The following is a 13,860-nucleotide window of genomic DNA, read 5'->3' as shown; positions in this document are numbered from 1 at the left end:
CTTGTGCCGAGAGCCGGCATAATGCCACGAGAATGAACGCCTACACGCTGGGCAGAACCAGCGCTGTCGGCCGTTGGCATAGTGCCCGTTCTTCGAGAGCATGTGTGAACATTGCGGACACCGTTTTTGGGGGCCATGGGCACTCCTCAAAAACTTGATGATTTTTCAAAACCATGGTAGCCGCCTTACAAAGCCGTTGCCAGTCCATAGGATCACACATTTTCTGCAAATATGCCGAGAATGACATATACTACATGCGCTAAAACGGAGAGCGGCCCACGGCGGCCCGCTCCCACGCTCCGCTGGAGGTCGACGCTATGCTGGAAAGAATATTGGTCCCGATCGACGGTTCAGAGGTCGCCAAAGGAATCCTGCCCTATGTGACCCACCTGTGCACCGGCCTCAAGGCTGAAGTGATACTGCTTAAGGTTGTGGACCCCAATGCCATCGACGACCCCTGGCCTCTGGCCGTCGAGCCCTCAATGTTCCCCGGCAAGCCGTTTCCCCCGGAAATGCTCCTCAAGGCTCAGGCCGCCCACCTGAACAGGATTGAGGAGGAAAAGGCCGTTGAAAAGCTCAACGCGATGGCATACGTTCTCACCGCCTCCGGCATCAAAGTTCGCACCATGGCCGTCACAGGGCCGGCCGCAAATGAGATCATCCGCGTGGCAGAGCAGGAAGGCTGAGGCCTAATCGCCATGTCCACGCACGGGAGAAATTTCATCGCGCGGGGCATCCTCGGCTCTGTAACAGACAAGGTAATCCACGCTTCTCGCGTACCCGTACTGACCATCACCCCGAAGCGCGCGGCAGACTTCAATGACGCGGTCTCCGGCTTCAAGCGCATCACGCTCCTGCTGGACGGCTCCACCGTCGCTGAGCAGGCCCTTCCGTACGTCGAGCGCATTGCAGCCGCCCTCTCACTCACCGTATCGCTGCTGCGCGTCGTGAACCTGTAAGACTACTACTACGGCATGGCGCTCAAAGACGCCGCCGTCTCAGGCGGCCGCGGTTACCCGGTCATAGACCGCCACGCCGCAGAAGCCAAGGTGAAGGCTGAGGCCGCCGCCTACCTCGATGGCGTAGCGAAGAGGCTGAAGTCCTCTGGCGTCAAAACCGAGATCAATATTCTCAGCGGCCCGCCGGCCCAGACGATCGTAGCCTACACAGAAGCCAATCCGCAGGACCTCGTGGTACTGACGACCCACGGCGCCTCAGGCTTCACCCGCTGGCTCATGGGCAGCGTGGCCGAGACGCTTGTAAGGTCTTCCCGCGACCCCGTCCTTATCGTACCTAGCAAGAAGTCCTGAACAGTCGCAAAATCAAACGCGGAGGTTGCCCCATTGCCTGAGCATATCGGTCCCGAGAGGCAGCTATTCATAGACACCCATCTCATCGAGCGGATGGACGGCGTCAAACGCTCGCTGCAACAGCCCGTCAAGCAGCCTCGGCCGGTGCTTGAGGGCGATATGCCATGGGAGCACGGCCACGCAATCATCATCGGCAACTCGCTCCACTATGACGAGGACGATAAGCTCTTCAAGGCCTGGTACGACGTGGACGGCGGCACCGCCTACGCCACCTCAAGGGACGGGCTGCACTGGGAGAAGCCGGTGCTGGGCATCATGGCCCACGGCGGATCCAAGCAAAACAACCTCGTCAATCGCGGACGCAACCTCAGCGTCGTTAAAGACCACCGGGAGAGCGATCCCTCAAGGCGGTACAAGGGTATTTATTGGGGCTCCGCGGACGGCGGCAAGGGCTTTCCCTGGGGCGGCAAGGGCCACATGCTCGCCTATTCCCCGGACGGCATTCACTGGAAAGACAGCCCGAAAAACCCCGTGATGCCGTTGAGCCACGGGCTCACGGATGGGCAATACGTACTCGGGTGGGACCCAAGGCACCAGAAATACGTAGCCTACATGCGCCCGAATACGGAGTTTTTCAACCCAATGAAGCGTACAAACGCGTGGGTTTCCACAGAAAACTTCGTAGACTGGAGCAACCCAATAAGCACCGTCGTGCCCGATGACACGGACGCGCCGGAAGACGAGTACTACCGCATGTGCGTAGCTACGTACGAAAATGCATACGTAGGTTTCATCTGGGTCTACCATAACGATACGAAGTTCCTCGACCAGTCGAGAGACACCATATTCGCCTTTTCCCGCAACGGCATCTCGTGGTCAAAGCCTTTCGGCGCGCAGAAATTCGCACCACTCGGCCCCAAAGGCGCATGGGACTCGAAGGTCGCCATCGGCTGCAAGCTGATACCTAGAGGCGACGAGCTATGGCTCTACTACTCCGGCGCAAACATCCCCCACAACATCTACGACGCCACCAAAGTCAAAGACCTCGGACGCGGCTCTGTGAAGGGCTGGGCGGGGAATGTAATTGATGGAGAGAAGCGGGCGTACGCCATAGGGCTTGCGAAGCTGCGCAGAGATGGCTTCGTGGCGGTGGCGCCGGAGCGGGGCGAAGGCGCGCTGACGACGAAGGCGGTGACGTTCATGGGGTCGAAGCTCCACGTGAACGTCACCGGGGCGAAGGGGAGACTGGAAGTGGAAGTGCTCGACAGGTACGCCAAGCCTATCCCGGGATATACTCGGGCGGAATGCACGCCAATATCCGCGGATTCGACGGACTATGTTGTCAAGTGGCAGGGCCGCGACCTGGTGCATGCGACGGACAGACCTGAGGACGCGGGCGGCTCGAACTGGAACGCGTTCAAGTACAAGCTGCGGCAGCCCGTGTCGCTGCGCTTCCATTTGAAGGACGCGAGCCTGTACTCGTTTTGGGTTGACTGAGAAAGACCGAACGGTAAACAACCGTGTTTTGAGCAATTGACAGGCCGTGCGGCTTGCCGGAACATACGGCCAGATAGTCCGCCGGGCCTGCAGACCCGGCATGCACCCTACGGAGGACAGGTGAAGATCGAGACTCGGACAGAAGGCGGCGTCACACTAGTGACCCTTGACGGTGACCTGGACGCGAATTCGAGCCCGCAGCTCCTCAAGCAGATAAACGCCCTCCTGACTGCCGGTGCGACGAGGGTTGTGATTGACATGGAGAACGTTGGGTTCATGGACAGCATGGGACTGTCTGTTGTCCTGACAGGATACAAGCATGCCCAGCTTCGCAACGGCTCCGTCAGCCTGGCCCAGGTCCGGCCGTCAGTACACAAGACCTTCAAACTGACACGCGTTGACCAGGTCATCACGATTTTCACGGGCGTAGAAGAGGCCGTCTCTGCCCTGACGCCCAAGGCTCCCTGAGTCTCGCTATCTCACGTGTCTCGTAAGGACGTCCGATGGCTATCGATCTGACAGTCGCGGGCGAAGTTGGAAAGAGGTAGTGGCCCTCGCGAGTGTACTTCTGGAGGAAGCTGACCGACTGGTCGGAAGTCTACAACACGCGTCGGCTGTCGAGGACTATCTGGCATGGCCAGAGGTATTCGCAGTGCTTGACCGGAAGCTCCAGGCAGCGCCAGCCGAAGCTGCCGTGGTGGTCGACGTTGAGGTCCGGGATCGTAATCGGCCCCGGCTTGCCCTTGCTGTAGTGACTACCCTGGGAGAGGACGTACAGCATGCCGTCGTCCGCTATGGCAACGTCCGTTGGCAGGAGCATCCGGTTGCCCAGCGTCTTCAGGTATGGGAACCCGGCGCGAAGCACTGCATACGGTCGCATGGGGACCTCCGGGGGGGCCGGTATTGGGTGTTGGGTGTTGGGTGTTAGGTTTTAGGTCCGAGCCAACACCTAACACCCAATACCCAACACCTGCCTCAGTTCGGATTCAGAGTGGGCACCTTGAGGGGCGGCAGGATCTGCTGCTCGGTCAGGGGGTACGACTCCTTTTTGTATATCTGTATGCGGTAGTGTTCGAAGTCGGGGACGTACATGAGGCCGTCTTTGCCTACCCTGACGGACTTTATGCCCTCGAAGAACTTCTCCTGCTCCAGGTCTGCCTCCTCGCGGATGCGGCGCTGCTTGGCGGAGAGGCGGTTGAGCATCTGCTCAAGCTGCAGCTTGGAGATGGTGGCGTCGCCCAGGAATTGCATCAGGTACTTGCCCTTCCTGTCGAAGAGTTGCACCCGCTTGTTGCCCCAATCGCACACGTAGATGTCGCCGTCCTTGTCCACGGCAACTCCGGTTGGCCGGCGGAACTGCCCCTTGCCGCTGCCGGACTCTCCGAACTGGAACTGGAACTCCCAGTTAGTGTCGAAGACCTGGACGCGGTCGTTGCGCCAGTCCGCCACGTAGATCTCGTCGTGCTCGCTGTCGACGTGGATGCCCCACGGCATGTTGAACTGGCCTGGCTCCGAGCCAAACTCTCCGAACATGGAGATAAACCGGCCGTCCTTGTCGAACTTCTGTATGCGATGGTTCAGGGAGTCCACCACATAAAGATTGTCCTCCGCATCCACAGCGAGGCCCGATGGGCGGTTGAACTCGCCGGGCTCGCTGCCCTCCTCCCCGCCCTTTCGGCCGAGGTAGTGGCCGTCGCGCGTATACATCTGCAGGAAGCTCACGGCCTGGTCGGACGCGTAGAGTATGCCCCTGCTGTCCAGGACTATCTGGCAGGGCCACAGGTACTCGCAGTGCTTGACCGGCAACTCGAGGTTTCGCCAGGCGAAGCTGCCCAGGTTCTCATCGTTGATGTTAGTGATGTAGATAGGCCCGGACTTGCCCTTGCCGTAGTGGCTTCCCTGGCACAGGGCGTAGATCGTGCCGTCGTCCGCTATCGCCACGTCTGCGGGCATGATTGTCCGGGAACGCGCGCCAATGGTCTTCACATAAGGATAGCCGGCGCGCAGAACTGCATAAGGGCGGGTCATCGGGTCCTCCGTTACACGAACTGGTACTCTCTGGTCGCAACGATGAGCTGGACGGTGCGCAGGACGCGCGCCTCGTTCTCCTTCTTCTTCGACGGGTCAGTGAAGTCGAGCACGCCGCCTGACTCGGCGTACTGCAGCAGGCCTTTGCGAGTCTCCGACCGGATCGGTGCCGGGGCGACGAACTCGATGCACTTGTCCACGAGCTGCTCCGGTGTGACCTTACCCAGCTTCGACAGGCGGGAAACGATCATCTTCACGCCAGGCGTGTTCGCATCGTCAATCATGTCGACTGCGCTGTTGACGCGGTTGTTGAGCGTGCCGCCATCGATCCAGCCCATGCCCCGCGGCCACCCTTCCACGGTGAGGGGGTTCAGAAGGCCCTGGCCCATCTGGTGGATGGCGGCCCGGCGGTCGGGATAGCCCGGGCTGGGGAACTGGTGCTCAGCAGTGAGCTTGTAGACGCCCATAACCAGCTCCAGCGGAGTCTTGACGCGCTTGAACTTGGCGTCCTTGAAGAAGTCCGAGTTGAACAGCACTCTCAGCATCGCCGTAATGTTGCCGTCAGACTTGAAATACGCCTCTTCCAAAGCCTCAATGGCCTTCGGGTCCTGCGGGGGTATCTCGTTCCACGCTGCAACCGCGGGCTCGTCCGCGACGAAGAACGCGTACATCTGGCGGGCTATGAAGCGGGCCGTTGCGGGCTGCTTAACGATGATGTCTACGATATCCTCGCCGTTGAACTTGCCGTTGTGGCCGAGGAAGGCCTTTTCGCCGTCATTGTGCTGGGTGGCGTCATATACGAACCCGGCGCTATACCCCTGGTCCTTCGTGGCGATCTCCAGGAGCGGCGTTGAGAAAGTCCAGCCGGTGAAGGCCTGGGCGGCGCCCTTCACATCGCCTTCCGTGTAGTTGCCGACGCCCATGGAGAATAGCTCAAGAAGCTCTCGACCATAGTTCTCGTTGAGCTCGTCCTTCAGGTTCTCATTGTTGTCCAGCCAGAAGATCATGGCCGGGTCCTGGGAAAGCTTGATGAGCAGCGTCCTCAGGTCTCCCATACCATACTTTCGGAACATCTCGATCTGGTCGTAGTGAGAGGGAGAAGCGCCGTCCTTTGACAAGCCGGTGGCGAAGATATAGTGCCAGAAGATGACCATCTTCTCTTGCAGCCGCCGCTCCGAGTTCAGCATTCTGTGCCACCAGGATGTGTTCCAACCATGGTTGCCGGTGCTGTAATAGCGCTGGGTGATATCCCACTCGATATCGGGCTGGGACTCCGGGTTAAGCAGGTCTACCACGACTTGCTCATACGGCTTTTTAGAGATCTTCTCCAGCTCATCGATGCGGGCGCCGAAGCCCGCGCGGCGCAGGAGATGTGCGTGCAACGAGAGATCGCGTTCCGACATTCTTTCCTCCCCACGTGACCGTTAGAGGGCGTTCTGTTGACCATTTTGCCAGTGAGCGGGGCAAATTTCAATAGAGTCGGCGGAGTCAGTCCTCGCCGGGACTCGTGTGCTCCACGCCGAAGCCGAGGGGGCGCTCGAAGTCCTTGTACCGGGTCAGAATCTCCACCCCGTTGATGGACCGCTTGAACGTGGCCATTGGGGATGCCTTCAGCACCGTGACCTCAAGCGCATTGTTGCCGCGCTTGAGCAACCCGATGGGTAGCCGGTACCTGAACCAGTGCGCCGTCATGCCCTTCGGCGCCTGGACAGGCCCCGGCAGGTCTGCGGCTATGCGTGTTCCCCTGTAGTGAGTCACCTCGGCGCTTTCGACCGGCAGGTCAACGCCGTTGAAGCGGATGGCCACCTCGTCATCCACGCAGTAGTCGGCGAAACGAATGGTCAGCAGCGGCTCGCGCATTTCGCCGTCGCGTTTCGCGGCTTCAAGGTCGTCCGCAACGAAGATGTCCACCTTGGCCGTCTTGCCCTCCTGCAGCTTCGCCGGCAGTTGGCGCGCCGGCGTGGTCGTCTCGCCGTCCGGCTCGCCCTCCCGGGGAGCCAGGAAGTACAGCTTCGGCTGTCGCTCCATTATCTCCGGGTATGCAGAGTCGCGCAGGAGCTGCATCTCCTTCTGGCTGAACGGCCACGGCAGGTATCCCAGGTACATGCCGGCGAAGCCGTGGTAGTTCAGCGTCTGGCCGAGCGCGCGCAGCATTTCCACTGACGGGAAGACCGTGCAGTCATCGTAAACGCGCCTCGGAGGCCGGATGTACGCGGCCGCCCCGGCGGAGCGCGCCGATCCCGCCATCCACTCGATATCCGCCGGCGCTGTCTCCATGCAGGAGCCGGGGATCTGGCCCACGATGTAATCGACGCTCTTGTCCTTCAGCCAGCGCTCCACGTCCATGCCGCTATTGAGGTTCAGCTCGCGCGAGTGGTAAGTGCGGGCCATAACCGGGATGCGCCTGCCCTGCTTCCTGCCCGCCTCGTCGGCCAGGCGCCGCACGTCCGCAACGAACGCAGTCATGGTCGGGGTCTGCTTCTCCTCTTCCCCCCCCCGCCTGAAGAACTGGGCATGCGTGAATACGAAGTCCAGCTCCAGCCCCTCGGGCTGGTACTCTTCAAGCACCTCGCGCATGATCGCCAGCTTGTAGTCGCGGACCTCTTTAAGGGCGAAGTTATAGTGCCACCGGTCCTCTGCGTCCTCGGGTCCGCCGAGGCAGACCTCGATGCCGCGGTCCCACTTCAAGCGACCGCAGCGCTCCGAAAACTGGGCTACGGGGTCCTGTAGCTTGAGGCTGGGGAAGACCGGGACTCCAACCTTTTTTCCCCGCGCGACCACCTCAGCGAACTGGTCGGCGACGTTGGCGAGCATGTCGTGGTAGGCGTACTCGCCCAGGTCAGGCGCGGCGACGCCGGGCTCGCGGACGGATATGCCGACGAGCCTGTGGCCGGCCTGCGCGCGGATGCCCTCCAGCTCCAGTGCGTTGTCCGGCGCGGCCTCCGGCTGCAGGAGGAGGGCGGGATCGGCTGTGACGGTGATGTTCGCGGTGACGCCCGCGCGCTCGAGCTCCTGGGCGGCGTTTCGCTCGCGGACGGAGATGACGGCAACCTTATCGAGGGCCTCGCGGACCTGTCGCTGCACCGACGTGTTCTTGAGGGGGCCTGCACCGATGGCGTAGAGCATGACCGGCACGCCCAGCTCGTGGGCGATGTTGACCTCTCGGAGGTAGGTGGGGGCATCGGTGTCGTACAGGATGCCGCCGCCGAGGACCAGGAGGTCCAGGCGCTGTATCTGCGGCAGCACCTCCGCGCGGGACATTTGCCGCACCGGCACCGCGCGTTCCACCTTGTGGCGGGCGAGAGTATCCTCCGGCTTTTGGTGATCTCCACCGGCAGCATCGCGCGTAGCTCCGCCACCATCGCGCCCAGGATCGCCTCGTCGCCCAGGTTCATCCCGCCGTACGAGCCGGAAATGCCCACCGCGAACGGCCGCTGCGCGCCCACCTGCCTCTGCTGCTGCTTGCCTATACCCCGCACCTCCCCTCTGAGTCCAGTGTAACTGGGAATAGTGAATTGGGAATAGTGAGTAGTGACTTGAACAGCCGGGGGCGGAGTGACGGCGATGTCCGGGGTGTCCGGGCCTGGCGCGGGATGGCGCAGATATGGAGCGGACATGGTTTCAGATACGAATGTCCAACCAATGCATTCTTTTGAGGGCGCGGACATTTGCGGACATTTCGGGCGCGGGCCGCTGGGTGCCTCGAGAGCCTGCCACCGGCTCAAAATACTGTCACAATTGCAGCACATATGTGCCATTCCGTGAAACTAGTGATGGCGTGACTTTGGATGGTCAATCGGCTAACATGCTTGGCAGTATTCTACGCTTTGCCGGAAGTCACCAGGAGAGAGACGCATGGAGCGAAAGACTCCCTATCTGGTATCCAAACCCCCAGGACTACCCCCGTACCCATTGACCACCAAAGCTCAAGTCCACATGCGCATTCGGAGATTACTATCAGTAAGCCTGCCATTCGCGACCAGATGCGCCTGACAATATGGCCACCGTCACGAGATGCAGCGACGGCTCCCCGCGTTGCTGAGTTCTTTGCTGGCGTAGGCTTGGTCCGAATGGCCCTAGAGCAGACCGGGTTCAAGGTGGTTTTCGCCAACGACATCGACCCAACCAAAGAGCGCATCTACGCGGCGAATTTCAGCCCTTCTCCATTTATCTGCGGCGACATCCGTCATTTGAGAGGCGCCGATATCCCGGACGTCGAACTAGCGACCGCCTCGTTCCCTTGCACCGATCTCTCCTTGGCCGGAAATAGAGCCGGATTGGAGGGTTCGCAATCGGGTGTTCTATCGGAATTCCTCCGAGTGATTCGCGAAATGGGTCCGCGTAAACCGGCAGGCGTTCTGCTGGAAAACGTTATCGGGTTCGCAACATCGAAGTCGGGCGACGACATACGATCCACAATCGCGTCGCTGAACGAATTGGGATATGTTTGCGATATCTTGACGCTGGACGCCAAGCAATTCGTCCCTCAAAGTCGCCCTCGCCTGTTCATCGTGGCCTCGGAGCGAGGGCGAGTTCGCTCCAGCGAATGGCTCCCATCTGAAGTACGACCGAAGTGGGTGTTCTCCTTCGCTCGAAAGCATCCAGAACTCGACTTAGCCGCTACGGCGTTGCCGGCGCTTCCGAAGTCAGCCATCACGTCTGTTTCAGAGATAGTTGAGAGGTTCCACCCGAACCACGAGATATGGTGGGATACGTCGCGCCAAGATGGCTTCCTGCGATCATTGAGTGAAATCAATTCTAAACGCCTCGCTTTGATGAGACAGTCGACGACAGAAGTTCACGCCACGGCATACCGGAGGACGCGCCACGGAGTCGCCGTATGGGAAATCAGAGCCGACCGACTAAGTGGTTGTCTGCGTACCGCGCGCGGTGGGTCCAGTAAGCAAGCTGTTGTTGAGGCCGGGAACGATCAGATCCGAGTACGCTGGATGACAGCAAGGGAATATGCTCGTCTGCAGGGAGCGCCGGATTTCAGCCTGCCAGGAGTTTCCGAAAGCCAAGGCAAGTTCGCCTTGGGAGATGCCGTCTGTGTCCCCGTTGTTTCGTGGTTGGCCGAACATTACCTGAAGCCTCTTCTCGGTCAGCGGTCGGGCAACTCTCAGACGGAGTCATTGCTGAAGTATGGTTAGCAACGATAAAGCTCTCAAGCGCGTCAGACGTCGGGCCAACCCGCCTGAGGAAGTCGGTGCGATTCTTAAAGAACTGGAGGGCGTTCTAAACATCCCAGACGACGCTGGGAGAGTGGTCAGCAATGCACGCTTCGGCGCCTACGCGTTTTATGACTACGATGGAGAGCCAATATATGTCGGCCAAACGGCGGAACAGCTTCGAGTCCGCATCCGACGGCACTTGACCAACCAGCGGACAGACGCCGTCGCTATGCATGTGCTTGATCCCTTCGAAGTAGCTGACATTGAAATGTGGCCACTGTGGGAGCTAGAAGGCGCGGCTCGGGATGCAAAGATGGTGAAAGCAACGCTCAACTCGGCTGAGTATACGGTCTTCAAGAAAGTGCTTACGGGCTCAATCTTTCAAGCGGTTCTAAACGAAGTCCCAATTGCGCCGACCCAGATCATGGCGCTGCCGCCTTCGCTGCGCGCCAGGATTGTCCCCGAGCCAATTTACACACGGCGAAAACATGCCGATGTCAGAATAGCTCGTCGGGCGGAGACGATAGCCAAGCTCGCCGCTGTCATTAGCCAAAGATCGGTAAAGCCGGGGTTGCGAAACACTCTGTTAGTCCAGGCAACACGTCTGAGGCACCTAGCCGAAGTCCGTTTGAAAGATGCTGGAGGGCCGCCGGAACCAGGTCACTACGAAGAGGCGGAAACCCAGGGTGATGCCTGACAACATTACTAAGAACAGGCGAAGTTGGGTAATGAGCCGGGTGCGATCTGAAGGAACGTCGCCCGAAATGGTTGTCCGACGAGGCCTACACGCCGCAAAATTCCGCTACCGTCTCCATACTGCCGACCTGCCGGGCAAGCCAGATATAGTCCTTCGGCGTTACAACACTGTCGTTTTCGTTCAGGGATGTTTGTGGCACTGGCACGGTTGTCGGCGCTCTCGAATGCCCTCGTCCAACTCCGAATACTGGCAGGCGAAGATACAGAAGAACCAAACTCGGGACCGCATCAATCACGATAGACTTAGATCGCAACATTGGCTTGTCGAAGTCATCTGGGAGTGCGAGGTGGAGAAAGGCGTAGAGAAGCTTGTCAGTGTCCTTATGGCGATAAAGACGGCGAGCCAAGGCAGGCAAATCGGGAAATGAAAAGAAACGGACTCGGGCGCGCCCGAGTCCGTTTCTTCGTAGATTGACTGTCTCCCCTACTTCATCTCCACCCTTATCGGCTTTATGGCGATCTCCTCATAGAGGGGCGCGGTTGAGCCGGCGTCCAGGCGCGGGAAGGTGTAGCGCGTGGGGAAGGCGTCCACGTAGTTGTAGGTGCGGCCGGCGGTTGAGCCGTCGCGGGTGATCTCGGTGACGGTGATGGTCTTGCGGATGTCTTTGCCGCGCGCCACCTCGGTGATCCACTGCAGCAGGGCCTTGCGATTGCCGTCCACGCGCACGTCCAGGCCGTCGCAGTCCAGGTCCGCGGTCTCCAGCGCGTAGCCGCTGACGCCGTCGTACTCGAAGGGCGTGTAGCGGGTCGGGAAGCACTCGTGGAAGTTGTACCGGCGGGCCTCGGTGCCGTCGCGCTTCAGGAGTATTACGCTGATGCTCTTGCGGATGCCCTGCCCGCGCGACGTGTCCAGCCACCACTGGTAGAGCTCTTTGCTGTCCTTGCCCACCCGGGCGCGAAGTGTGATGTTGCCGTAGTGGGGCTGCCCGGGGGCGTAAAGTCGGTAGTCCCAATCTGCCCCTGTGGTCATTTCGCGCTCGTCTATGGTGAGGTCTTCGACGTGGACGGACTAGATGTTGGAGCTTGTTATGGGCGCGCCGTCAATCTCTACCTTGAATCTGCCGGCCGTGAGTATCTCGTCCTGCGGCGCGTTGACGGCGCTCTTGCGGCTGGCGGTGACGGGGCCGCGCAGGGTGAGAGTATCGACGTACTTGTGGCCGGGCGAGTTGGTGGATTCGCGGGCCAGGACCTCGCCGCCGCCGGAGATGCTCTCCCAGGCGGTATCGACTTCCTTGCCGCCTTCTGCTGTGATTTCTACCTGGAAGCCTTTAGTGGAGAGCTTCTGGTCGGGCGTGCCGGCCCTCTGGGCCTGGACGCCGGAGGAGGCCAGGTAGAGGGCGGCGGCGCTGACGGCGAGGACGCCGATGCCGGCGACGGCGGCGGATACGAATTTAGGACGCATGTGGACCTCCGTGAAAAATGGCAGTGAGCAGTGGGCAGTGAGCGGTCAGCCAAACGAAGACGAGAGAAAATCGCGAGGGCGAGGGGGGCCGCGTCTGAGCCTGGCACCGGAGCCAGCCGCGGTCCCGCCCGCCCTGCACCCCACTCGTGTCCCCCATCCCGCGATGAAGAACGCGCGATGGGGCGGAGTGTCAGGGAGAATTATGAAGGATGAATTATGAAGTATGAATGTCCGATCCAGAGGCCAGGCTGTTCACTTCATCATTCCTAATTCATCATTCATAATTTTGCGAAGATTGCCAGGATGGCCAGGCCGGCGATCACCCTGTACGCGGCCATGAGCTTGAAGCTGTTGCGGGAGACGTAGCGGAGGAGCCACTTGATGGCGATGAGGGCGACGATGAAGGAGACGGCGATGCCGACGAGGATCTCCGCGAGCGCTGAGTTGAGGACGTTGTCGATGTCCTTGAGGAGCGCGTAGACTGTGGCGCCGCCTAGCGTTGGCATGGCGAGGTAGAAGGAGAAGGCAGTGGCGGTCTTGCGGTCCAGCCCGGCGAGCATGCCGCCGACGATCGTGGAGCCGGAGCGGGACATGCCGGGGATGAACGCGAATAGCTGGATAAGGCCGACCGTCACGGCCTGGCGGATCGAGATGTCGTTCGGTTCGTGCGTCACCGCCTTGCGCGGGAACATCTCCACCAGCCAGAGGATAACCCCACCGACGATGAGAGAGACGGCGACGACCTGCGGGTTGAGAAAGTTGTCGGTGAAGAAGTCTGAGAAGAGGTAGCCGATAATCCCCGCCGGGATGAACGCGAGGACGATTCCTGCCCAGAAGCGCCGCACAGATGCATTGCTGGGCAGCGTGCGGGCATGTTCGATGAGGTTCACGCGGTAGAACCACATGACGGCGATGACCGCGCCGAGCTGGATGCCGATCTCGAACGTGCCGTCGGTGTCCTGGAACCCGAGCAGCTCTGAGGCGACGATAAGATGGCCCGTGGAGGATATGGGGAGGAACTCGGTCACGCCCTCGATGATGCCGAGGATGACAGCGTGGAGTATGGAGATCATTCGGGTTCGGCCCTCACGTGTTCCGCCAGAGGTAGCGGTTGATGCGGACGCCGCAGTCGTGGAAGCCGATGCGCTCATAGGCGCGGATGCCCATATCGCTGGAGAAGAGCACGGCGTAACGGTAGCCGGCCGCTCGGGACTCCAGAAGCGGGGCGAGCGTGATGGCGCCGCCTATCCCCTTCCCGCGCGCGCCCGGCGTCACGGCGACGCCGTAGACTCCGGCCACGCCGCCGCCGTTAAGGACCATGTTCGTCGCGACCGGCTCGCCGTCCAGCCGGCCAAGGTACATTTTCCAGGGGGTGCGGCCGATGCCGAAGGCGTGGGCGGCCTGCACCCACCCGTCGGCCATCTGCGGCGGCATTTCGTAGCCGCTGATCAGCACGTGTTTGAACTCCGCCAGCGCGCCCTCCGTAAGCACTTCTTCAATTGTGAAGCCTTCAGCAACTGTCTTGGAAGTCAATAGAGATTCTGGCTCTTTCAGCGTTTTGTCGTCGGATTTTTTGGACAGTGCTCCGCCTTGCTGCCAATGGGCAGCGCCGGCGCTGCCCATTGGCAGCAAGATATCTCACCAGGAGAGCGTCTGTGGATCAGGCCGCTTTGGCCATGGCCTTGTTCAGGTGCTC

16 protein-coding genes are annotated in these 13,860 nt (G+C 60.6%); 8 read left to right on the top strand and 8 right to left on the bottom strand.

Features of this window, described 5'->3' with window-relative positions:
• Positions 1-302: 302 nt before the first annotated feature.
• Genes FJ319_12560 through FJ319_12540 form a run of 5 tightly spaced genes read left to right on the top strand, consistent with a single transcriptional unit; the run spans position 303 to position 3,275 of the window.
• Positions 303-686, top strand: coding sequence for a universal stress protein (locus tag FJ319_12560; GenBank protein ID MBM3935109.1), 384 nt, complete (start codon positions 303-305; stop codon positions 684-686).
• Positions 687-698: 12 nt separating this feature from the next.
• Positions 699-959 carry a universal stress protein gene (locus FJ319_12555; GenBank protein MBM3935108.1) on the top strand — a complete coding sequence of 87 codons (261 nt, stop codon included), beginning with the start codon at positions 699-701 and terminating at the stop codon, positions 957-959.
• Between the two features lie 15 nt (positions 960-974).
• A complete protein-coding gene (locus tag FJ319_12550) occupies positions 975-1,310 on the top strand; it encodes a universal stress protein (protein ID MBM3935107.1) in 336 nt (111 codons plus the stop codon).
• A 33-nt stretch (positions 1,311-1,343) separates the two neighbouring features.
• Positions 1,344-2,807, top strand: coding sequence for a hypothetical protein (locus FJ319_12545; GenBank protein ID MBM3935106.1), 1,464 nt, complete (start codon positions 1,344-1,346; stop codon positions 2,805-2,807).
• A 36-nt stretch (positions 2,808-2,843) separates the two neighbouring features.
• Positions 2,844-3,275, top strand: coding sequence for an STAS domain-containing protein (locus FJ319_12540; GenBank protein ID MBM3935105.1), 432 nt, complete (start codon positions 2,844-2,846; stop codon positions 3,273-3,275).
• Between the two features lie 130 nt (positions 3,276-3,405).
• Here the strand turns inward: FJ319_12540 and FJ319_12535 are convergent, their stop codons facing one another.
• From FJ319_12535 to FJ319_12520, 4 genes are all read right to left on the bottom strand, one after another.
• Entirely contained in the window at positions 3,406-3,687 is a 282-nt protein-coding gene (locus FJ319_12535; GenBank protein ID MBM3935104.1) for a hypothetical protein, read from the bottom strand.
• Between the two features lie 95 nt (positions 3,688-3,782).
• Positions 3,783-4,835 (bottom strand): 6-bladed beta-propeller, encoded by a 1,053-nt coding sequence (locus tag FJ319_12530; protein ID MBM3935103.1) that lies wholly within the window; start codon positions 4,833-4,835, stop codon positions 3,783-3,785.
• Positions 4,836-4,846: 11 nt separating this feature from the next.
• Positions 4,847-6,238 carry a DUF1800 domain-containing protein gene (locus FJ319_12525; GenBank protein MBM3935102.1) on the bottom strand — a complete coding sequence of 464 codons (1,392 nt, stop codon included), beginning with the start codon at positions 6,236-6,238 and terminating at the stop codon, positions 4,847-4,849.
• 85 nt (positions 6,239-6,323) lie between these two features.
• Positions 6,324-8,441: a hypothetical protein gene (locus FJ319_12520; protein ID MBM3935101.1), complete on the bottom strand. Its 2,118-nt coding sequence runs from the start codon at positions 8,439-8,441 to the stop codon at positions 6,324-6,326.
• A gap of 377 nt (positions 8,442-8,818) precedes the next feature.
• On the opposite strand from FJ319_12520, the gene dcm reads away from it, so the two are divergent.
• Genes dcm through vsr form a run of 3 tightly spaced genes read left to right on the top strand, consistent with a single transcriptional unit; the run spans position 8,819 to position 11,130 of the window.
• Positions 8,819-9,985 carry a DNA (cytosine-5-)-methyltransferase gene (gene dcm, locus FJ319_12515; GenBank protein MBM3935100.1) on the top strand — a complete coding sequence of 389 codons (1,167 nt, stop codon included), beginning with the start codon at positions 8,819-8,821 and terminating at the stop codon, positions 9,983-9,985.
• Positions 9,978-10,703: a GIY-YIG nuclease family protein gene (locus FJ319_12510; protein ID MBM3935099.1), complete on the top strand. Its 726-nt coding sequence runs from the start codon at positions 9,978-9,980 to the stop codon at positions 10,701-10,703. The genes dcm and FJ319_12510 overlap by 8 nt, the downstream gene beginning before the upstream one ends.
• The gene (vsr, locus tag FJ319_12505; protein ID MBM3935098.1) at positions 10,696-11,130 is read left to right on the top strand and encodes a DNA mismatch endonuclease Vsr; all 435 of its coding nucleotides are present in this window, start codon (positions 10,696-10,698) and stop codon (positions 11,128-11,130) included. The genes FJ319_12510 and vsr overlap by 8 nt, the downstream gene beginning before the upstream one ends.
• A 56-nt stretch (positions 11,131-11,186) precedes the next feature.
• Here vsr and FJ319_12500 read toward each other — a convergent pair whose 3' ends face one another.
• From FJ319_12500 to FJ319_12485, 4 genes are all read right to left on the bottom strand, one after another.
• Positions 11,187-11,732, bottom strand: coding sequence for a hypothetical protein (locus tag FJ319_12500; GenBank protein MBM3935097.1), 546 nt, complete (start codon positions 11,730-11,732; stop codon positions 11,187-11,189).
• A gap of 39 nt (positions 11,733-11,771) precedes the next feature.
• Complete coding sequence (locus tag FJ319_12495) at positions 11,772-12,164, bottom strand: hypothetical protein (protein MBM3935096.1); 393 nt, start codon at positions 12,162-12,164, stop codon at positions 11,772-11,774.
• 278 nt (positions 12,165-12,442) lie between these two features.
• Positions 12,443-13,237, bottom strand: coding sequence for an undecaprenyl-diphosphate phosphatase (locus tag FJ319_12490; protein ID MBM3935095.1), 795 nt, complete (start codon positions 13,235-13,237; stop codon positions 12,443-12,445).
• A 13-nt stretch (positions 13,238-13,250) separates the two neighbouring features.
• Positions 13,251-13,796, bottom strand: coding sequence for a GNAT family N-acetyltransferase (locus FJ319_12485; protein MBM3935094.1), 546 nt, complete (start codon positions 13,794-13,796; stop codon positions 13,251-13,253).
• Positions 13,797-13,860: the final 64 nt, after the last annotated feature.

The organism is SAR202 cluster bacterium (genome assembly GCA_016872355.1).
Lineage (GTDB): Bacteria > Chloroflexota > Dehalococcoidia > Lucifugimonadales > VGZY01 > VGZY01.
The sequence above is the reverse complement of the archived record's forward strand: the minus strand, read 5'-3'. Positions and strand labels throughout refer to the sequence as shown.

Bases quoted from the DNA above. Each gene is read 5' to 3' on its own strand.
- FJ319_12495 (MBM3935096.1), bottom strand. From the start codon at position 12,164: ATGCGTCCTAAATTCGTATCCGCCGCCGTCGCCGGCATCGGCGTCCTC.
- vsr (MBM3935098.1), top strand. From the start codon at position 10,696: ATGCCTGACAACATTACTAAGAACAGGCGAAGTTGGGTAATGAGCCGG.
- FJ319_12500 (MBM3935097.1), bottom strand. From the start codon at position 11,732: ATGACCACAGGGGCAGATTGGGACTACCGACTTTACGCCCCCGGGCAG.
- FJ319_12555 (MBM3935108.1), top strand. From the start codon at position 699: ATGTCCACGCACGGGAGAAATTTCATCGCGCGGGGCATCCTCGGCTCT.
- FJ319_12535 (MBM3935104.1), bottom strand. From the start codon at position 3,687: ATGCGACCGTATGCAGTGCTTCGCGCCGGGTTCCCATACCTGAAGACG.
- FJ319_12510 (MBM3935099.1), top strand. From the start codon at position 9,978: ATGGTTAGCAACGATAAAGCTCTCAAGCGCGTCAGACGTCGGGCCAAC.
- FJ319_12525 (MBM3935102.1), bottom strand. From the start codon at position 6,238: ATGTCGGAACGCGATCTCTCGTTGCACGCACATCTCCTGCGCCGCGCG.
- FJ319_12530 (MBM3935103.1), bottom strand. From the start codon at position 4,835: ATGACCCGCCCTTATGCAGTTCTGCGCGCCGGCTATCCTTATGTGAAG.
- FJ319_12550 (MBM3935107.1), top strand. From the start codon at position 975: ATGGCGCTCAAAGACGCCGCCGTCTCAGGCGGCCGCGGTTACCCGGTC.
- FJ319_12490 (MBM3935095.1), bottom strand. From the start codon at position 13,237: ATGATCTCCATACTCCACGCTGTCATCCTCGGCATCATCGAGGGCGTG.
- dcm (MBM3935100.1), top strand. From the start codon at position 8,819: ATGCGCCTGACAATATGGCCACCGTCACGAGATGCAGCGACGGCTCCC.